24 protein-coding genes and 2 tRNA genes are annotated in these 19,252 nt (G+C 48.9%); 10 read left to right on the forward strand and 16 right to left on the reverse strand.

What is annotated here, in order from left to right:
- Positions 1-15 precede the first annotated feature (15 nt).
- The 4 genes from ACQ661_RS07070 to ACQ661_RS07085 are packed head-to-tail and all read left to right on the forward strand — an operon-like array spanning position 16 to position 2,407.
- On the forward strand, positions 16-294 hold the full coding sequence (locus ACQ661_RS07070) for a YcgL domain-containing protein (RefSeq protein WP_110074695.1): 279 nt from the start codon (positions 16-18) through the stop codon (positions 292-294).
- Entirely contained in the window at positions 287-1,282 is a 996-nt protein-coding gene (locus tag ACQ661_RS07075; RefSeq protein WP_418055300.1) for a lytic murein transglycosylase, read from the forward strand. The genes ACQ661_RS07070 and ACQ661_RS07075 overlap by 8 nt, the downstream gene beginning before the upstream one ends.
- A 5-nt stretch (positions 1,283-1,287) precedes the next feature.
- Positions 1,288-1,962, forward strand: a complete 675-nt coding sequence (locus ACQ661_RS07080) for a fumarylacetoacetate hydrolase family protein (RefSeq protein WP_431668024.1) — start codon at positions 1,288-1,290, stop codon at positions 1,960-1,962.
- On the forward strand, positions 1,955-2,407 hold the full coding sequence (locus ACQ661_RS07085; protein ID WP_431668025.1) for a YcgN family cysteine cluster protein: 453 nt from the start codon (positions 1,955-1,957) through the stop codon (positions 2,405-2,407). Before ACQ661_RS07080 ends, ACQ661_RS07085 begins: the two co-directional genes overlap by 8 nt.
- A 23-nt stretch (positions 2,408-2,430) precedes the next feature.
- On the opposite strand, the gene dsbB is transcribed toward ACQ661_RS07085, so the two are convergent.
- Positions 2,431-2,952, reverse strand: coding sequence for a disulfide bond formation protein DsbB (gene dsbB / locus ACQ661_RS07090; RefSeq protein ID WP_110074691.1), 522 nt, complete (start codon positions 2,950-2,952; stop codon positions 2,431-2,433).
- 212 nt (positions 2,953-3,164) lie between these two features.
- Between dsbB and fadR the strand changes: the two genes are divergently transcribed.
- Positions 3,165-3,875 (forward strand): fatty acid metabolism transcriptional regulator FadR, encoded by a 711-nt coding sequence (fadR, locus tag ACQ661_RS07095; protein ID WP_431668077.1) that lies wholly within the window; start codon positions 3,165-3,167, stop codon positions 3,873-3,875.
- 160 nt (positions 3,876-4,035) lie between these two features.
- Here fadR and sodB read toward each other — a convergent pair whose 3' ends face one another.
- A complete protein-coding gene (gene sodB, locus ACQ661_RS07100) occupies positions 4,036-4,617 on the reverse strand; it encodes a superoxide dismutase [Fe] (RefSeq protein WP_110074689.1) in 582 nt (193 codons plus the stop codon).
- Between the two features lie 242 nt (positions 4,618-4,859).
- Between sodB and ACQ661_RS07105 the strand changes: the two genes are divergently transcribed.
- The gene (locus tag ACQ661_RS07105; RefSeq protein WP_153826675.1) at positions 4,860-5,195 is read left to right on the forward strand and encodes a Grx4 family monothiol glutaredoxin; all 336 of its coding nucleotides are present in this window, start codon (positions 4,860-4,862) and stop codon (positions 5,193-5,195) included.
- 26 nt (positions 5,196-5,221) lie between these two features.
- A complete protein-coding gene (locus tag ACQ661_RS07110; RefSeq protein WP_110074687.1) occupies positions 5,222-5,827 on the forward strand; it encodes a peroxiredoxin in 606 nt (201 codons plus the stop codon).
- A 107-nt stretch (positions 5,828-5,934) separates the two neighbouring features.
- Here ACQ661_RS07110 and dbpA read toward each other — a convergent pair whose 3' ends face one another.
- Entirely contained in the window at positions 5,935-7,344 is a 1,410-nt protein-coding gene (dbpA, locus tag ACQ661_RS07115) for an ATP-dependent RNA helicase DbpA (protein ID WP_431668026.1), read from the reverse strand.
- 118 nt (positions 7,345-7,462) lie between these two features.
- On the opposite strand from dbpA, the gene ACQ661_RS07120 reads away from it, so the two are divergent.
- The gene (locus ACQ661_RS07120; RefSeq protein ID WP_153826674.1) at positions 7,463-7,900 is read left to right on the forward strand and encodes a nucleoside deaminase; all 438 of its coding nucleotides are present in this window, start codon (positions 7,463-7,465) and stop codon (positions 7,898-7,900) included.
- Here ACQ661_RS07120 and ACQ661_RS07125 read toward each other — a convergent pair.
- The 10 genes from ACQ661_RS07125 to rsxA are packed head-to-tail and all read right to left on the reverse strand — an operon-like array spanning position 7,897 to position 15,420.
- Entirely contained in the window at positions 7,897-8,499 is a 603-nt protein-coding gene (locus ACQ661_RS07125; RefSeq protein WP_110074684.1) for a DUF2238 domain-containing protein, read from the reverse strand. The two genes, ACQ661_RS07120 and ACQ661_RS07125, sit on opposite strands and share 4 nt — an antisense overlap.
- A gap of 42 nt (positions 8,500-8,541) precedes the next feature.
- Positions 8,542-9,162 (reverse strand): ribonuclease T, encoded by a 621-nt coding sequence (gene rnt / locus ACQ661_RS07130; protein ID WP_313932684.1) that lies wholly within the window; start codon positions 9,160-9,162, stop codon positions 8,542-8,544.
- Positions 9,163-9,221: 59 nt separating this feature from the next.
- The gene (gloA, locus tag ACQ661_RS07135) at positions 9,222-9,626 is read right to left on the reverse strand and encodes a lactoylglutathione lyase (RefSeq protein WP_153826672.1); all 405 of its coding nucleotides are present in this window, start codon (positions 9,624-9,626) and stop codon (positions 9,222-9,224) included.
- 1 nt (position 9,627) lies between these two features.
- Positions 9,628-10,269 (reverse strand): endonuclease III, encoded by a 642-nt coding sequence (gene nth, locus ACQ661_RS07140; protein WP_054202968.1) that lies wholly within the window; start codon positions 10,267-10,269, stop codon positions 9,628-9,630.
- Positions 10,270-10,274: 5 nt separating this feature from the next.
- Entirely contained in the window at positions 10,275-10,964 is a 690-nt protein-coding gene (locus ACQ661_RS07145) for an electron transport complex subunit E (RefSeq protein WP_431668027.1), read from the reverse strand.
- Positions 10,961-11,593, reverse strand: coding sequence for an electron transport complex subunit RsxG (rsxG, locus tag ACQ661_RS07150; RefSeq protein WP_416380903.1), 633 nt, complete (start codon positions 11,591-11,593; stop codon positions 10,961-10,963). The genes ACQ661_RS07145 and rsxG overlap by 4 nt, the downstream gene beginning before the upstream one ends.
- Complete coding sequence (gene rsxD, locus ACQ661_RS07155) at positions 11,593-12,651, reverse strand: electron transport complex subunit RsxD (RefSeq protein WP_431668028.1); 1,059 nt, start codon at positions 12,649-12,651, stop codon at positions 11,593-11,595. Before rsxD ends, rsxG begins: the two co-directional genes overlap by 1 nt.
- Positions 12,648-14,276 (reverse strand): electron transport complex subunit RsxC, encoded by a 1,629-nt coding sequence (rsxC, locus tag ACQ661_RS07160; RefSeq protein WP_431668029.1) that lies wholly within the window; start codon positions 14,274-14,276, stop codon positions 12,648-12,650. Before rsxC ends, rsxD begins: the two co-directional genes overlap by 4 nt.
- Positions 14,276-14,839: an electron transport complex subunit RsxB gene (rsxB, locus tag ACQ661_RS07165; protein WP_110074677.1), complete on the reverse strand. Its 564-nt coding sequence runs from the start codon at positions 14,837-14,839 to the stop codon at positions 14,276-14,278. Before rsxB ends, rsxC begins: the two co-directional genes overlap by 1 nt.
- The gene (gene rsxA, locus ACQ661_RS07170; protein ID WP_110074676.1) at positions 14,836-15,420 is read right to left on the reverse strand and encodes an electron transport complex subunit RsxA; all 585 of its coding nucleotides are present in this window, start codon (positions 15,418-15,420) and stop codon (positions 14,836-14,838) included. The genes rsxB and rsxA overlap by 4 nt, the downstream gene beginning before the upstream one ends.
- A gap of 175 nt (positions 15,421-15,595) precedes the next feature.
- Here rsxA and ACQ661_RS07175 point away from each other — a divergent pair, with 175 nt between their 5' ends.
- Both ACQ661_RS07175 and ACQ661_RS07180 read left to right on the forward strand, forming a co-directional pair.
- Positions 15,596-16,117, forward strand: coding sequence for a phosphatase PAP2 family protein (locus ACQ661_RS07175; protein WP_431668030.1), 522 nt, complete (start codon positions 15,596-15,598; stop codon positions 16,115-16,117).
- On the forward strand, positions 16,105-17,163 hold the full coding sequence (locus tag ACQ661_RS07180) for a glycosyltransferase family protein (protein ID WP_313932643.1): 1,059 nt from the start codon (positions 16,105-16,107) through the stop codon (positions 17,161-17,163). The genes ACQ661_RS07175 and ACQ661_RS07180 overlap by 13 nt, the downstream gene beginning before the upstream one ends.
- A 44-nt stretch (positions 17,164-17,207) precedes the next feature.
- Here ACQ661_RS07180 and ACQ661_RS07185 read toward each other — a convergent pair.
- From ACQ661_RS07185 to ACQ661_RS07195, 3 genes are all read right to left on the reverse strand, one after another.
- Positions 17,208-17,284: transfer RNA gene (locus ACQ661_RS07185), tRNA-Asn, on the reverse strand.
- A gap of 30 nt (positions 17,285-17,314) precedes the next feature.
- Positions 17,315-17,391 (reverse strand) — tRNA-Asn (locus tag ACQ661_RS07190).
- A 609-nt stretch (positions 17,392-18,000) separates the two neighbouring features.
- Positions 18,001-19,185 carry a pyridoxal phosphate-dependent aminotransferase gene (locus ACQ661_RS07195; protein WP_431668031.1) on the reverse strand — a complete coding sequence of 395 codons (1,185 nt, stop codon included), beginning with the start codon at positions 19,183-19,185 and terminating at the stop codon, positions 18,001-18,003.
- Positions 19,186-19,252: the final 67 nt, after the last annotated feature.

A 19,252-nucleotide genomic window follows, 5' to 3' on the forward strand; every position in this document is an offset into this window, starting at 1 on the left:
AGAGAGCGCCTGACCATGTTGTGTGCGATTTATCGCAGTCCGCGCCGCGCGGATACCTATTTATATATGCCGCATCCTGCCGACTTTACAAAACTTCCTGAACCTTTGCAGCAAAGTTTCGGTCAACCTATTCATGTGATGACGCTCGCCTTAACTGAATCGCGCTCGTTAGCGCGGTTGAGTGTGGCAGAGTTAAAGCAACACTTAACTGAGCCTGGGTTCTATTTACAACTACCCGAGCCACAGGAAAACCTATTAAAAACATTGAAACCAAAGGAGTCTTTCAATGATTAAAGCATGTTGTTCGGTTGCCGTAGCACTGTTAATGGGGCTAAGCGCTACTGTGGCTCAGGCCAATGAGAACGAAATTAGTGCTGATGGTTTCGCTGCTTATGTGGCCAAACTTAAACAAGAAGCCTTGGCCGATGGTTACGCCCAAAGTACCTTAGACACAGCTTTTGCTGAGGTGAAACTGTACCAACGATCGGTTAAAGCCGATCGTAATCAACCGGAATTCAAACTCACGCTGGATACTTACTTACCGCGAGCTGTCCCTGAGTGGAAAGCCAAAAAGGCAGTAGAGAAATACCAGGAGCACCGCGATTTATTAGAGCAAATTGGCGCTGAATATGGCGTACAACCGCGATTTATCGTGGCGCTGTGGGGCATTGAAACCAATTTTGGTAGCTTTACTGGCGGCCAAGACGTGATTTCAGCACTCACCACCATGGCTTACGAAGGGCGTCGTGAAGCCTTTTTTAAGAAAGAATTATGGCACGCACTCACCATCGTAGAAGAACAGCATATTCCGATTGAACAAATGCGCGGCTCGTGGGCAGGCGCTATGGGACAAACCCAGTTTATGCCAAGTTCATTCATGCAGTACGCAGTGGACTATGATGGCGATGGTCGTAAAGATATCTGGGGCTCGATGGGCGATGTCTTTGCCTCGGCGGCCAACTACCTTAAATCTGTGGGCTGGCGGGATGATGTTACTTGGGGTCGCCAAGTGCAACTACCAGACTCTTTTGATACCAGTTTAGCTTCGTTGAAAACCAAGAAAACTCTAGCTGAATGGCAACAATTGGGCGTGCGTCGAATGGACGGGAGTGATTTACCGCAACGGGACGATATTGAAGCCTCTGTGGTGATCCCTGATGACCAGCAGGGCCGCGTTTATCTCGCATATGCCAACTACGATGCCTTGATGCGTTGGAACCGTTCGCACTATTTTGTGGCAGCGGTGGGTTATTTGTCGGATCGTATTCGGTTTCCGCGGTAATTGGTATGTATCAAGCGGACCAACTTGCTTTACCGCAACCGTCGAAAATCGTGTGTGTGGGCCGCAATTATGCGGCCCATGCAGCTGAGTTAGGTAATGAGGTGCCGGCGGCACCGTTATTGTTTATGAAGCCCCCCTCGAGCATTACCTATTTACCCAAGGTGATGATTCCAACCCAGCAAGGCGAATGCCAACATGAAGTTGAACTCGCGGTGCTGATCGGTCAGCCCTTGACCGCAGCCACCCCAGCCAGCGCACAAACGGCAATTGCCGCCGTAGGGGTGGCGTTAGATTTAACCCTGCGTGAGGTGCAAAGCCAGCTCAAAGCGCAAGGGCAGCCATGGGAACGTGCCAAAGCCTTCGATGGCGCCTGTGTGCTATCTAGTTGGCTCACAAGCGCAGAACTGGCGCTGGATCAACCCTTGCAGTTTGGCCTAGAGGTAAATGGCCAACCGCGGCAACAGGGGGATTCTCGGCTGATGATCTTTCCGATTGCAGAACTCTTAGCTGAAGTGAGTCAGTCTTTTAGCTTAGTCCCTGGCGATGTGGTGTTAACCGGGACTCCTGCTGGGGTGGCCGGGTTAGCGGTTGGTGATGAGTTACAGCTGTGGTTGCAGCCGGCTGATAGTGGCTCTAGCGCGTGGCAATGGCAGGGCCAGGTGGAGGCCGGACGTGGCTAAACCATTTTGGCAAACTACGCCATTAGCTGAGATGACGACCGAGCAGTGGGAGTCACTCTGTGATGGCTGTGGCAAGTGCTGCTTACATAAGCTGGTGGATGATGACACCGATGAGCTCTATTTTACCGATGTCAGTTGCCAACTACTTTGCGCTGAGAGCGGCAGTTGTAAGCAGTATGCGACGCGCTTCGATATCGTTCCTGATTGTGTAGTGATAAGCCAAGACAACTTGCAGCAGTTGTATTATTTACCTAACAGCTGTGCTTATCGCCGCCTTGCCGAAGGGCGTTCGTTGCCAAGTTGGCATCCGTTACGTCATCAAGGTAGTAAAGATGCCATGGTGGCAGCGGGGATAAGCGTGGTGGGCCGAATTATCAATGAACGCGACTTTGCGGCCGAATTAGAAGACCGCATCGTGACTTGGCCGCTGCAAGATACCCCTTGAAAGCTTTTTAACCCTTACCCCTTTTATAGAGCACGCTGCACTAGTAAACGAATCAGCATGACCGCCACGGCTACGATGGCATAACCAGCAAAAATGATTTGCATCCACATCGGCATACTTAAGCCGGCAAATTGCCAGTCAATATCGCCACATAGGCCGGGTGCACCAAAGAGATTAGGCAGCAACTCGTGCAAGGGTAACCAGCTAGGAAAGTTAGGAAAGGCCTCGCAGACAATAAAAAAGGAGTTTTCTGCTTGCTGTAGCTGCACGTGTTCGGCCGCGATAACATAGCCCCAAACTGCCGCCACCAGCCAAGCCAACCAAGCTAAACTGCGCAACAGTAGCTGTTGTGGTCTTAGGAGGCCAACAAAGGCAGCCAAGCCAATGGCGATGATGGCGGTTCGTTGGTAAATACACTTAACGCAAGGTTCAATGCCCAAACCATGTTGGACATAAAGCGCAAAGCTAAGTAAAGCTAAAACGCTCAACAATAATAACAACCACGGCAAACGTTGCGTTGGTAGCTTGGCTAGATGTTTTAACATACTGAGTCTCTTCACAATGATGTACTGCGGGCACCTTACCTTAGCAGCTTAAAATTGTCGATAATAATGATGTACTGACCAGCGCAATCAAGATCTCGGTAAATATTTTCGCAAAACTTGTCCGACCATTGAAAAGGCTGGTAGAATCAGCCCTCACTATGACAAATATCAGCAGTAAGCAGGCACCCGTTATTCAAACTACAGGGCATTTCATGATCATCAAAGCAAAGAGTCCAGCAGGTTTTGCCGAGGAATATATCGTAAAATCTATATGGAACGGGCATTTTGCGCCAGGTACTATTCTTCCCGCAGAACGCGAGCTGTCCGAGTTGATTGGGGTAACCCGCACCACCTTACGTGAAGTTTTGCAGCGGCTGGCCCGTGACGGTTGGTTAACCATTCAACATGGTAAGCCGACGCGGGTGAATAACTTCTGGGAAACTTCAGGCCTTAACATTCTCGAAACCTTAGCTAGGTTAGATGAAGATGGTATGCCTGAATTGGTGGATCAATTGTTGTCTGCACGTACGAATATCAGTGCCATTTACATTCGCCAAGCGGTTCGAAATGCACCAGAACGAGTAGCCGAATTACTAACCGCTGCGGCTACCTTAGAAGATAGTGCCGAAGCCTTCAGTCAATATGATTATCAATTGAATCATGACTTAGCCATGGCCTCTGGCAATCCTATTTATGTGTTGGTACTGAACGGCTTTAAAGGCTTGTATTCACGGATTGGTAATTTTTACTTCTCAAATCCACAAGCTCGGCAATTAGCTCGCAAATACTACGCGGATTTAAAAACCATGGCGGCAGATTCGCGCCGTGACGATGCGGTATTATTAGTACGCGAATACGGTTATCAATCGGGCCGTATCTGGCATAGCATGCGTGGTGAGATCCCTGATAACTTAGTTGAGTAAGTATTGGTTGAGTAAGTACTGGTTGAGTAAGTATTGGTTGAGTAAGTATTGGTTGAGTAAGTACTCATCGTATATAAAAAAACTCCAGTTACTGTAAGCACAGTACTGGAGTTTTTTTATGGGCACCGAGTGCATGCACTCGGGCCATGAGCGAAACCGATTAAGCGAAGTTTTTCGCTACGAAATCCCAGTTCACTAAGTTCCAAAATGCATTTAAGTAGTTTGGACGGGCATTACGGTAATCGATGTAGTAGGCGTGTTCCCACACATCAACAGTTAAAATAGGGGTTACTGAAGCATCGGTTAACGGGGTTTCAGCGTTGCTGGTGTTTACGATAGCAACCGAACCATCCGCCTTTTTAACTAGCCAAGTCCAACCAGAACCGAAGTTGCCAGCTGCTTGGGCACTAAATTCTTCTTTGAACTTAGCGAATGAACCAAACGCCGCATTAATGGCGTCCGCTACCGCACCGGTTGGCTCGCCGCCGCCATTTGGGCTTAAGCAGTGCCAGTAGAAAGTGTGGTTCCACACTTGTGCTGCGTTATTGAACACGCCACCTTTGCTAGACTTGATGATGTCTTCTAGCGATTGGCTTTCTAAGTCAGTACCAGCTACCGCATCATTTAATTTGGTAACATAAGTCTGATGGTGCTTACCGTAGTGGTATTCAATGGTTTCAGCTGAAATGTGTGGCTCTAGTGCATCTTTTGCATAAGGCAATGCTGGTAATTCAAATGCCATGTCGACTCTCCGTTATTATTTGCGTATGGATTTTGAAACATTCTAGTTTCTCATGCCAATGCATTCTAGCATTGAAATAAGATCCTGCAGTCACTATATAGTTAGATTGTGGCATAAAAGTTTATTTCAAGGGGGCTAGCTGGGTTTATTTAACCTAACTACTTACTTTGGGAGTGCTGATAAGGCAGGCTCGATATGCTAAACTAATGGCCATTTTAAAACGCTCTACATCTGAGGTATGCATGGAAACTGTTGAAAAGATCAAACAGCAAATTGCTGAAAACCCTATTCTGTTATACATGAAAGGGTCACCTAAATTACCAAGCTGTGGATTTTCTGCGCAAGCATCGCAAGCATTAATGAGCTGTGGTCAGCCATTTGCTTACGTTGATATTTTGCAAAACCCAGATATTCGTGCAGAATTACCCGCTTACGCTGATTGGCCAACCTTTCCACAATTGTGGATTGAAGGCGAATTAGTGGGTGGTTGTGACATCATTTTGGAAATGTTCCAAAAAGGTGAATTGCAGGCTTTAATTGCAGAAGTTGCTGAGCGCCATCCGGCCCCAGCAGAATAAGTAAACCTAGAAAACGGAGATATAACATGGGTGTATTAGTAGGTCGTAAGGCTCCTAACTTCACTGCTGCAGCGGTATTAGGAAACGGTGAAATTGTTGATAGCTTTAACTTATACGAGCAAATTAAAGGTAAGAAAGCGGTTGTTTTCTTTTACCCATTAGATTTCACCTTCGTATGTCCTTCTGAGTTGATCGCATTTGACCACCGTTTAGAAGAATTCAAAAAACGTGGTGTAGAAGTTATCGGTGTGTCTATCGATTCACAATTCACGCACAACGCATGGCGTAACACCGCTGAAGCAGACGGCGGCATTGGTGCGGTTAAATATCCATTAGTAGCCGACGTTAAGCATTCAATTTGCCGTGCTTACGATGTTGAGCATCCAACTGACGGCGTGGCTTTCCGTGCGTCATTCTTGATCGATGAAGAAGGCGTGGTACGCCATCAAATCGTGAACGACTTGCCATTAGGCCGCAACATCGACGAAATGATTCGTTTGGTTGACGCGTTAAACTTCCACCAGAAACACGGTGACGTGTGCCCAGCTGGTTGGAAAGAAGGCGACGAAGGCATGAAAGCAGACCCTAAAGGGGTAGCAGACTACTTGTCGAAAAACGCTGGCAAACTGTAATAGCCTAAACTTTTAGACTAATTCAAAGAATAAGCCCCAGCTACTGGTTTCAGTGCTGGGGCTTTTTTTGTGGCCTTTTACGGCATGCGGCATGGCGACAAGAGACGTTAGAGCGCTCGTGCGCGAAAGCGCTTCCCTTTGATTTTGTCGTTATTGAGAATGGCCAGTGCCGCTTTCACCTGAGCTTTGCGGACCGTCACAAAAGACCACTGGCTAAGCACTTTGATTTTACCTATCGCGTCTACTTTAAGCTGATTATCTTTGGTGAGGGCGCCAACAATGTCACCTGGGCGCAGTTTATCTTTCTTGCCCCCAGTGATTTGCAGCGTACTCCACAGTGCGGGCAAGCTAAGATTAGCGGCAGCCGCAGCCTGTGCTGGGAGCGCTAACAGCTGAATAGGTTTATCGAGTTGGTCTTCTAGCAGATGCCTTTGATAGTTATCCTGTGCCCCTAGCAGCGTAATAGCTAGGCCAGCACTGCCAGCCCGCCCAGTACGGCCAATGCGATGGGTGTGGGTATCAAGGTCATGGGCCATATGCACGTTAATCACCAAGGGTAATTGATCCACATCCACGCCCCGCGCGGCGACATCCGTTGCAACTAACACGCGGACACTACCATGGAGAAATTGAATCATTGCTTGATCGCGCTGTTTTTGGTCAAGATCACCATTTAAGGCGGTGGCGCTAATGCCTTGGCCGAGCAAGTGGGTCACAATGTTTTGCGTCTCAGCTTTGGTATTACAGAACACCATACAGCTGGGTGGCTGTAATTGGAGCAGAAGATTTGCCACTGCGTTAGCGGCAGTGTCGGTTAACTCATAAAAACGTTGGGTAATAGCCGCTGGTACTGCAACATCTTCAGTCTGAATATATTTGGCCTGTTGGCTTACCTGTTGCGCAAGTTGGGCGATAGTGGCTGGGTAGGTGGCACTAAACAATAACGTTTGGCGCTGGCCCGGTAGCGTCTTCACAATAGCCTTAAGATCATCGATAAAGCCCATTTCTAGCATGCGATCCGCTTCATCCAAGACCAACGTGTGGATGGCTGCTGTGCTGAAAGCTTGCTGCTGCAGCAAATCTAGAATACGCCCTGGCGTACCCACCAGAATGTTTGCACCGTGCTGCAAGGACTCACGCTGGCCTCGCGCTGGCACCCCACCACAAAGTGTCAGTACTTTCACATCGCCGATGGCTTTGGCAAGACTACGAATGACTTCGGCTACTTGTTCGGCCAGCTCACGCGTCGGGCACATCACTAGTGCTTGAGGCGCTTGCTGAGCCGGCACCAGCTTGGTTAACAAGCCTAGCGCAAAGGCTGCGGTTTTTCCGGAGCCGGTTGGAGCCTGTACCACCACATCTTGGCCCGCTAAAATCACCGGCAAACTGCCTGCTTGAACGGGGGTCATGGTGCTGTAGCCAAGCTCGGCCACGCGTTGCAACAAATTGGCTGCTAACGGAAGCTGACTGAATTGGTTGAGAGGAGGTTGGGTGGTTGGCATTGCGTCAGTGCTCATGATAGATGTGCTAACTTATACGTGATGAATAGACGGTTCATAATAGCAGAATTTGGGCTATGCTGGATATCAGAGAAAGTATTTATGGTGAATCTGCAAAACATCAGGAGCGCAAACAATGGATGAATTTATGCAAGCGGCTATCGCTGAAGCAAAACAAGGCTTGGCAGAGGGTGGAGTGCCCATAGGTTCGGTACTGGTGCACCAAGGCAAGATCATCGGTCGTGGCCATAATCGAAGGGTGCAAAGTGGCAGCCCTATTTTGCATGGCGAAATGGATGCCTTAGAAAATGCCGGCAGGCAACCGGCGAAAGTTTATCGGGAATGCACCATTTACACCACCTTATCCCCTTGTTGCATGTGCGCAGGAGCAATTGAGCTCTATGGCATCAAAAAGGTAGTTATTGGTGAAAATCAGACCTTTATGGGCGCTGAACAGCGCTTGCTTGAGGCCGGAATTGAGGTTGAGGTAAGGCAGGATGCTAGCTGTATCGAATTAATGCAAAACTTTATTCAGCAGCATCCGCAGTTATGGCATGAAGACATTGGGGTTTAGTCTTTAGCAGGCTTAACCCAACGCGAGAAATAGAACAACACTAGTGCGGCAATGGCTCCGAGCGTATCGGCCAGCATGTCTTTTTGGGCATCCCAGGGGTCACCTTGTGAGCCCAAAAACTCGATGCCGGCATTGCCGCCTTCAATCACCGCAAATTGCCATTCAATGATCTCGTAGGCGGCGGCTACAGCCATGATTAAAAACAGCCCGAATAACATCGCCGTCACGGGGCGAGCCCATTGCTTACGCAGCAATAACTCAGCCGCCGCATAGGCATAAAAGCCCACACTAAAATGAGCCACCCGGTCGTAATGGTTGCGCTCAAAGGCAAAGGTTTCGGTGACCCAATCAAATGGCACTTTGGCAAAGGTGTAATGCGCACCTATGGTGTGCATGATGAGTAGCACGCTCATCAAAAGGTAGCTGGTATTGCTAAACTGAAAGTGCTTGTAGGTGACGGCCAAGCCGATAAAGATCGCAAAAATAGGTACCATTTCAGCCCACCAAACCCGATTATCAGCAGGCGCTATGGCTGACCAGCAGACGACCACCACAAACAGGCTGGCTAAGAATAATGGAACACGGTGATGGGTGGGCATATGCGTTTCCTTGTTATTGTTTGTGTTAAGTGCCAGCGAGGCTTAGCTGTTGCTTGCGGGTTGCAAGGGCCAGCCACCGAGATCTTGATAGCGATTAACCATATAGCAAAACAGCTCAGCGGTACGTTCAGTATCATACAGGGCAGAATGCGCCTGTTTACTATCAAAGGCAATACCAGCTGCTTGGCATGCTTTGATCAGCACAGTTTGACCTAAAAACACCGCAGCTAAAGCGGCCGTGTCAAAAGTAACAAACGGATGGAACGGATTGCGTTTGAGTTGTGCTCGCTCTGCTGCTGCCATAACAAAGCTATGGTCAAAGGTCGCATTGTGGCCGACTAAAATACAACGTTGACAACCCGCGTCTTTTTGCGCTTTACGAATCGGCTTGAACATGTCTTTGAGAGCTTCGCTCTCTGCTACTGCGCCGCGTAAGGGCGAGTGCGGGTCAATGCCATTAAAATCGATGGCAGCTTGCTCAATGTTGGCACCTTCGAAAGGCTCAACATGATAGTGCAAGGATTTGGCCGGTTGCAGTTGTCCGGCCTGATTGAATTCCAGAATAACCGCGGCAACTTCAAGTAAGGCATCAGTTTTGGCATTAAAACCTGCGGTTTCAACGTCAATAACGACCGGCATGTAGCCGCGAAAGCGCTCTTGCATGGTCACCGCAGCAGCGGGTGCAGTGCTGGCTGGCGTTGGTGTTGGCGTTGGCGTCTGGCTCATAAATCTCCAGGATTGGCTGCGCTACGCTCAATTAACTCAATGGCATAACCGTCCGGATCACGAACAAAAGCAATGATGGTTTTGCCACCTTTAACCGGCCCTGGCTTACGATAAACATCGGCACCAGCTTGCTCTAATTGCTCACAAACTTGATAAATATCGCTAACACCAATAGCAATATGGCCAAAGGCACCGCCGTGTTCGTATTCAGTAACCCCCCAATTGTAGGTTAACTCAAGCACGCTATGGTCAGCTTCATCACCGTAGCCAACAAACGCCAGAGAATACTTGTATTCTTCGTTATCAGCGGTACGTAATAGCTTCATGCCCAATAGTTCGGTATAAAATTGAATGGAGCCTTGCAGGTCGCCAACACGTAGCATGGTGTGCAGTAGTCTCATGTTAAACCTCGTCTGATGTCTTCTGTTTAAATTCGCACAAATCTTCGATTAAGCAACTGCCACATCTTGGTTTACGCGCAATACAGGTGTATCGCCCGTGTAAAATAAACCAGTGATGAGCATCTACTTTAAATTCGGCCGGAATCACTTTTTCTAGTCTATCTTCTACCGCTCGGACGGTTTTGCCTGGCGCAAATTTAGTCCGATTCGCAACCCGAAAAATATGGGTATCGACGGCAATAGTGGGCCAGCCAAACGCTGTATTGAGCACCACGTTAGCGGTTTTGCGTCCAACCCCTGGCAAGGCTTCTAGAGCCTCTCGGTCTTCTGGCACAGCGCCTTGATGTTGATTCACCAAGATAGTACAAGTTTTGATGATGTTCTCAGCCTTGGCATTAAAGAGGCCGATGGTTTTAATGTACTCTTTAACGCCGTCCACGCCCAAGGCTAACATGGCTGCCGGAGTATTGGCTGCGGCAAAGAGTTTACGAGTCGCTTTATTTACCCCAACATCGGTGGCTTGGGCCGATAACAACACAGCAATCAGTAACTCAAAACTCGAGTTGTACTCAAGTTCCGTAGTAGGGTGCGGATTGTGCTCGCGCAAGCGCGTTAAAATAGCAATACGTTTGTCTTTATTCATGATAGTTATTGGGCCGTAACCCGAGCCCGCGTTACTTGTTTTTCTGGTGTTTTGGCGCGTTCGGCTTGGCGCTGATCGAACCAGTTTTTACCCGCAATGATAAAGCCCATCACAATAAAGGCCCCCGGCGGCAGAATCGCCAACAGCAGCGGGTAGTCAAATTGAACCAGTTCGACACGTAGCTCACTGGCCCATGCCCCGAGTAGTAAATCGGCACCATCAAACAGGGTGCCGTTACCAATAATCTCACGAATGGCGCCTAACAACACTAATACTAAAGTGAACCCTAAGCCCATCATCAGGCCATCAAACGCCGATTTTTGCCAGGGGTTCTTGGAGGCATAAGCTTCGGCACGACCAATGATGGCACAATTGGTGACGATCAGCGGAATGAAAATACCCAGCGATTGATACAAGCCATACACATAAGCGTTCATCAATAATTGCATGACGGTAACAAAGGTTGCAATCACCATCACAAACACCGGAATACGAATTTCTTTAGGAACCCAGTCGCGCACTAGTGATACGGTGACGTTAGAACCCACCAACACCAGTAAGGTTGCCAAACCAAGCCCCAACGCATTCGTTACCGTTGAGGTAACTGCGAGTAGAGGGCACAGGCCTAGCAGTTGCACTAAGGCAGGGTTGTTGGTCCACAAGCCCTGTAGGGTTAACTCTTTGTAGGCGTTCATGAGCTTACTCCGGCACAGTTGTTAGGGGCCGCGAACCACTGTTGCTGTTGCTGCTGAAATAACAGGTTGGCACGTTTTACTGCCTGCACTACGGCTCTTGGGGTGATAGTAGCGCCAGTAAATTGATCAAACATACCGCCATCGCGAGTCACCGCCCAGCGGTTGTCATCAGCTCCTTGCACGGTTAAACCGTTGAAACTGGTGATCCAATCATCTTTGCGGATCTCAATTTTATCACCCAAGCCCGGGGTTTCTTGATGGCGTAGGGTACGCACGCCACTCACCTCACCGGCGACGGTGAAGGCTACTAGTAGTTCAATCGCACCACTGTAACCATTCGGTGCGGTCACTTCTACCGCTAAGGCGGTGGCTTGCTGGTTCAGGCTAGCCCGATAAATGCGATGAGAGCCAGGCCCCAGTTCAGCATGGTCAACTAAACTACAGCTCTGGTACAAGTCGTTATCATGCAGCTCAGGTGGAATTAATTGGTTCAGCACTTGCAATAATTCTTGTTCTTGTTGGCGCTTAATGGGCTCCTCGGTAAACTGAGCTGTGGCCACAATGAGCAGGGTTGCAACAATAGCGAACAAGGCTAGAACCATACCATTATGGCGCATACTTTTGCCGATCATGTTCTACCTCCATGGCCATAGGCTAGCGGTTGGCTGTACTTATCAATCACGGGAACGGCCATATTAGCTAGCAACACCGCAAAGGCAACAGCATCAGGGTAGCCCCCCCAAGTGCGAATCACCATCACTAAAGCGCCAATGATGAGGCCGAAAATGAAGCGGCCTTTGTTAGACGTAGCCGCTGTTACCGGATCGGTGGCAATAAAAAAGGCCCCCAACATGGTTGCACCACTCATCAGATGTAGCCAAGGAGAGATGCTTTGATCCGGATAGAACAACCACAACAAAGTAGCCGGCACCGTTAAGCCTAGCAGCACCCCGGCCGGGATATGCCAACTGATAATACGTTGATAAATAAGCACCAAGCCGCCAAGCAAAAAGGCCAGATTGAGGTAGCCCCAGCCAACCCCAGCAAAACTCCCAAAAATAGGTTTTTGCAGCGCTTCTGCGGTGGTGAGTTGATGACTAAGATCGGTGCGTAAGCTATCTAGAGGAGTTGCCATAGTGACTCCATCAATACCGCTACGCAATTGCTCTAAACTGTAGCCTGCTTGGCTATAACCACTGCTGATTAACTGCCACGTATCGGTTAGCGATAACTGTAACTGTGCCAGTTGTTGTGGGATCGGCCAACTGGTCATCTGTACCGGAAAGGACACCAGTAACAGCACATAGCCAGCCATGGCAGGATTAAATAGATTTTGGCCAACGCCGCCATAGACATGCTTCACCACCAAGATGGCAAAGGCGGTGCCAATCACAATGATCCACCAAGGTGCCAAGCTGGGTATGCTAATGGCTAACAACACCGCAGTCACTATGGCGGTATGATCCCGCCAAGCACTTGCTACGGAGCGTCCACGAACACGCATCACGGCAGCTTCACAGATCCATGCCGTGAGTAATGCTAACAACAGTTGTAAGAAAATCCCTAAGCCAAAAAAGTAGCTGTGTACCAAGATGCCAGGAATTACCGCTAGGTAAACCCAACGCATCACTTGCGTGGTGGTACGCCGTTGGTGAGCGTGGGGCGATGCGGCTATTTTAAATGTCATGATGATTCACCTTCGGCAGAGTCGTTGGCCTTGGCGGCAGCAGCGGCTTGTGCGGCTTTGCGAGCTTTGGCCCGAGCAATCGCTGCTTGGACCGCATCTTGCGGGTTATCAGCGCCAGCGGCGACCGCTTCAGCTTGGGCCGCTTTACGTGCTTCAGCAGCTTGCCGATGACGTTCTAATCGTTCTTGTTTTTCGCGTTCAAGGCGCTCTTGGCGCGCTTCAAAGCGTTCGCGTGCAATTTCTGCCTTGGCTTTTTCGCGCGCAATATTGCGGATCTCAGCTTTGGCTTTACGATAGTAATGCACCAACGGAATTTCACTTGGACAGACGTAAGCGCAGGCTCCACATTCAATACAGTCAAACAGGTTCTGTTGCTCGAGGCCATCATAATCTTTGGCTTTGGCCAGCCATTGCAGTTGCTGCGGCAACAGTTGCGCCGGGCACACGTCAGCACAAGCGCCACACCGAATGCAATTCATTTCTTGCTGGGCTGGGGCTAGCTCGGTGGTTGAGGGCAATAACAAGCAGTTGGTGATTTTCACCACCGGCACTTGTAAATTAGCCAAGGCAAAGCCCATCATAGGCCCGCCCATGATCACCCGTTGTGCAGCCTTACCGGTAGTTTCATGAAAGCCCGCATAAGCTAGCAGATCAGCGACAGGGGTACCAAGACGAACCCAGTAGTTACCAGGTTTATCCACTTGTTCGCCGGTGACGGTAACCACCCGTTGTATTAACGGTATGCCCAGTACGATAGCTTGATGAATGGCAAACGCAGTTCCTACGTTGTGCATCAATAAGCCGACATCAATCGGTAGGCCGCGACTGGGAACTTGCCGTCCGGTTAAAATTTCAATCAGTTGCTTCTCGCCGCCCGAGGGGTATTTTACCGGCACTTGGCGTAACGCAATGCTGCTTGCTGTTGCAGCGCGTTCACTGAGTAACTGGGTAAATATCGCAATCGCCTCAGGCTTGTTCTCTTCAATTGCAATCAAGGCTTTGTTGCAACCGCTAACCTGCATTAAGATCTCGGTGCCACTGATGATTTCAGCGGCATGTTCACGCATTAAGCGATCATCAGCAGTAATATAGGGTTCGCATTCCACCCCATTGATAATGAGATATTCAAGCGGACGTTGTAACGCTAATTTTTGTGCACTAGGAAAGCCCGCACCGCCTAAACCTGCAATCCCGGCTGCTTGAATGCGCTCTAACAGCTCAGCCCGACTTAATTGCTGATAATCAGGGCAGGGAGTTGTTGGATACCATGCATCTTGGCCATCGGCAGCAAGGGTAATGGTGAGGTCAGTTAGGCCCGACGGATGAGCGATCGGCTGTTCGTCGATCGCCAGCACTGTACCCGAGGTAGGAGCGTGCACGGGTAAGCCACGTTGTAAGCCCGGTTGGGTGAGTGGTTGGCCAGCACGGACGTAGTCGCCGACAGCAACCATTATTTCACCACTGTTACCACTGTGTTGCTTAACCGGCACCACAAACGTCTTGCTTAACGGCAAGGTTTGGATGGGCGTTTGGTTCGATAGCTGTTTGCGCTCGGGCGGATGAATGCCGCCGTGAAAGCTCCACAACTGACCTGCCTCAATAGCACTGATGTTGATCGCGGACATTATTTAGCTGACTCCACAACAGTCACTGGAATCTGTTCTAGGTTCCATTGCCAATTTTCTGGGCGCACGGGTACCGGCACCATATCAATACAATCTACTGGGCATGGCTCCACGCAAAGATCACAGCCCGTACATTCATGGGCTATAACCGTATGCATTTGCTTGGCGGCGCCTAAAATGGCATCTACCGGACAGGCCTGAATACACTTGGTACAGCCGATACATTCATCTTCACGGATCACCGCAACCTTTTTAACATCCTCGGTACCATGAGCGGCATCAAGAGGTTGTGGTTCTACCCCCATCAACTCAGCTAGTTGCTTAATGGTTGCTTCGCCGCCCGGAGGGCATTTATTGATGGCATCGCCGTTGGCAATGGCTTCGGCATAGGGGCGACAGCCGGGATAGCCGCACTGACCACATTGGGTTTGCGGCAAAATAGCATCAATTTGATCCACAATAGGATCGCTTTCCACTTTAAAGCGTACCGCCGCGAAGCCAAGAATAAGCCCAAACACCAGCGCCAGTACACCTAACACAATGATGGCAGTCAACATACTCATGCGTTGGTCACCAAGCCGCTAAATCCCATAAAGGCTAATGACATCAGACCGGCTGTAATCATCGCCACCGCCGCACCTTTAAACGGCAACGGCACATCGGCCGCAGCTAGGCGTTCGCGCAACGCTGAAAACAAAATAAGGACCAGCGAGAAGCCGAGCGCTGCACCCAAGCCATAGATGATCGACTCGACAAAATTATGTTGTTCATTGATATTTAACAAAGCCACACCAAGCACCGCACAGTTGGTAGTAATTAACGGTAAAAAGATGCCCAGTAAACGGTATAACGTGGGGCTAGTTTTATGTACGACCATTTCAGTGAATTGTACCACTACGGCAATCACTAAAATGAAACTCAATGTTTGCAGCGCCATTAAGTCTAGCGGTGCCAAGATGTATTGGTTAACAAGGTAGCTACATACCGAGGCTAACGTCAGCACAAAGGTGGTCGCAGCCGACATACCAATGGCTGTTTCTAGCTTATTAGACACGCCCATAAAGGGACATAATCCAAGAAATTTAACCAACACGAAATTGTTGACTAGTACTGTTGCAACCAACAGCAGCAAGTAGTCACTCATGAAGATACCTGTTCGCTCTTTATCGATACTGCATATTATCGAATTTTTAGCCGCTATAAACAACCGATCAAATGTAGTGTTATTAGCATTTGTCATCGATTGTTCATCGAGTTGTCACAGAGCTGCCATGGCTACTGGTTAAATTTGCGCCAGTTAACCTGCAGAGGAAGAGCATATGACGGGGTGGATTAAGCAGCTAAACGACTACGATCAGCGCAGTTTTAGTTGGTGTAATCATCGTTACCGCGCCTTAGCTCAACGCAAGTTGGTGCGCTGGATATCGCATTCAGGTGATGGCTATTTGTACGCTGGATTAGCCCTGCTGCTAGCATTATTACAAACCAAATCTCAGTTGCAATACGCATTATGGTTGGGATTTGCGCTAGAAGTACCATTATTTTGCCTGCTCAAGCGTTACTACAAGAGACCCCGTCCATATCAAGCCAAACCTGCGTTAAAAGCGGTGATTATTGCGCACGATCCTTTTAGTTTTCCATCCGGGCATACCACCGCAGCATTTTTAATGGCAGCGCTGTTAACTTGGACCTGGCCAAGTTGGTCGTGGTTGTTTTATGCCTGGGCAGTGGCGGTGGGATCGTCGCGGGTGTTATTAGGAGTGCATTATCCGGGCGACATTTTGGCTGGGATAGGGCTAGGAAGTATGATCGCTATAGGAGTAATAGCATGCGTATCTTAGTAGGAGTACAGGGCACCGGTAACGGTCATTTAAGCCGGTGCGCGGCATTAGCTGAGGCTGCTAGTCAACGCAGCGATATCGAGCTTGATTTTTTAGTATCAGGACGGCCGCAAGCGGCTTTGTTCGATATGGAAGCGTTTGGTGATTGGCAATGGTGCGAAGGCCTCACCTTTGCCGTGCAGCAAGGTCGAGTATCGCTACGAGAAACCATGCGGCGCAATAACTGGGGTAAGTTCTGGCAGGATGTACAGCAGTTGGATCTAGCTCCTTACGATCTCATCGTTAGCGACTACGAACCCATTACCGCCTGGGCTGGTCGTAAACAACAGCGCCGAGTGATTGGTATTGGCCGCCAGTTTGCCTTTTATAAAGCCACGCAAACACTCCCTATTCATGTCGCTCAACGGCAGTTGCTGCGTTGGTTTGCACCGGTAAGTGAGGCGCTGGGCATGCATTGGTTTGAGGATGGCCAGCACACGGTGCCACCTATTATTCACCAACGCGCGCAAGTGACGAATCTGCAGCAACGACATTATTTAGTTTATCTACCGTTTGAGAATTTAGCTGCAATCCATCAGTTGCTGGCGCCCCTCAGCGATTACCGGTTCAGTGTTTTTCATCCCCAAGCCGAGCATCAGCAAGTGGGACATGTGCATTATTTCCCGCCATCCCGGCAGGGGTTTGCGGATTGCTTTGCGAGTGTGGCAGGGGTGATCAGTAACGCCGGCTTTGAAACCAGCTGTGAAGCCTTAGCGATGGGCAAAAAGTTGTTAGTGCGACCGCTCCAAGGGCAGTTTGAACAAGTAGCAAATGCGCGTTGTTTAGACATTGCAGGCCTTGCACAGGTGATGGAAGAACTGAGTACAGAGCAAGTACAACGCTTTATTGAGCAAGACAGTGCGGTTTATTGTAAATGGCCGAATGTGGCAGAAGCGGTGGTTGCTTGGTTAGCTGCAGGCGCTCAAGAGCCGGTGGCTAAACTGAGCAAAAGACTGTGGCAACAAAGCGAATTGCATGATTATTTTCAATTGGTAAAGCGCTATTGAGTTAATTGGGGTAAGCGGGAGTTGCGTGGGGGCTAGGTTATTTGTGGCTCCCCAGGTTGGATTCGAACCAACGACACATGGATTAACAGTCCACCGCTCTAACCAACTGAGCTACTGGGGAATTACAAATAGGTTGCAAGGAAGGTGGTGTTGGCTCCCCAGGTTGGATTCGAACCAACGACACATGGATTAACAGTCCACCGCTCTAACCAACTGAGCTACTGGGGAACACCTCAAGCAACGGATGCGAATGTTAAAGGGGCTTGCAGCGCCTGTCAATACTAAAAAAGTTCGTTTGCACGTTTTGTGCGCAAACTTGATAAAATAGTCCTTGTCAAGAGTGAACAAGGGCAGCGTTTATATCAAAAGATATAGTTGTGATCCGTCCTATGTTATCCACAGATCGGCGCAGCTCTTGATTTCAAAAGGCTAGCGGATCTTATCCACTAAATCTGTGGATAACCTTGTGGGAAAATCTGTGAGTAGCCATGAATGGTGCGCTATACAGGCCGATTTAGAGATTGCTTAAAAATTGACTCTATTTGTATTTTCGCAATAAAAACAAATGCTTACATATATACCCAGAGTTACTTTACAGGCTTTAAGAAAAACTTGAAGAAGCGCTTCTTTCTTGATCTGCCACTGTGTATTTCTTGTCAGCTTTGCTTCAAATATCGCCAATCATAGCTTGACTTTTTGCTTTAATCGCTTGAGTTTTCAAGAAAGCTTGCCGTGGTTAAAATTTAAACAGCTGTTTGATTGTCGTTGTCACCAAAGATTCATAAAAAATCCCGGCTCGGGGCCGGGATTTTAAAGAACCTTGAACTTGTCAGCAGTTTAACCGCGAGCGTAGGCATCAATACGTCGCACCGCTTCTTCTAAAGTTGCCATACTGGTGGCGAAAGAGAAGCGACAATGGCCAGGTGCACCAAAGGCTGAACCAGGTACCAGCGCCACTTTAGCTTGATTCAAGAGTTGTTCGCATAATTCAATATCCGTACTCACCCCTTTTTGTGCCATGAGTTCAGTGATATTGGCAAAGGTATAGAAAGTGCCGTCACCAGCAATGCATTGCATACCAGGAATCGTATTGAGTGCTGCAACTAAATAATCATGGCGTTTCTTAAATTCAGTGACCATGGTGGTAATGCACGTTTGGTCACCTTCTAACGCTGCAAGTGCCGCATATTGGCTAATGCTGGCTGGATTAGATGTGCTCTGTGACTGAATCTTTTTCATTGCCGCAATCAAAGGTTTAGGGCCCGCGGCGTAACCAATCCGCCAGCCGGTCATGGCATAAGCTTTAGACACCCCAGAAAGAATCACAATGCGTTCACGTAAGTCTGGCGCCACCATGGCGATATTGTGAAAAGCCTCTTCTGTCCACAAGATATGTTCGTACATATCATCCGTAGCAATAAGAACCTGCGGGTGCTGGCGCAACACTTCGGCTAGGGCAGTCAATTCAGCTTTGCTATAGGCGGTACCGGTTGGGTTAGATGGACTATTTAAGAACAGTAACCGAGTGGCTGGGGTAATGGCCGCCGCTAATTGTGCCGCGGTGATTTTATAGCGTTGCTCAATACCAGCTTCAATAAAGCGTGGTACCGCACCCACCAATAAGCTCATATCAGGATACGACACCCAGTAAGGTGCCGGGATCAGCACTTCGTCACCTGGGTTAAGCCAAGCACTAAGTAGATTAAAAATACTGTGTTTACCGCCCGCCGAAATCAAAATCTCTGCAGGTTCGTAGCTGAGTCCATTGTCGCGCTGAAATTTGTTAATGACCGCTTGTTTCAGTTGCGGAATACCGTCGACGGCTGTGTATTTGGTATGGCCAGCATCAATCGCGGCCTTGGCAGCATCCTTCACGAATTGGGGCGTATCAAAATCAGGCTCACCAACGCCTAAGCCAATCACATCATGGCCAGCAGCTTTAAGCTCAGCGGCTTTTTGCGAAACTGCTAGGGTAGGAGAAGGTTGAATAGCATTTACACGATCAGAAAGTTGATATTTCACGCTGGTATCCCTTGCTTCAGAGCCGTTAATAAAATATTGAGGGGAAAAAAGATGCTTTACTATATAG

Source organism: Pseudidiomarina sp. WS423 (assembly GCF_050750165.1).
Classification (GTDB): Bacteria; Pseudomonadota; Gammaproteobacteria; order Enterobacterales; family Alteromonadaceae; genus Pseudidiomarina; species Pseudidiomarina fusca.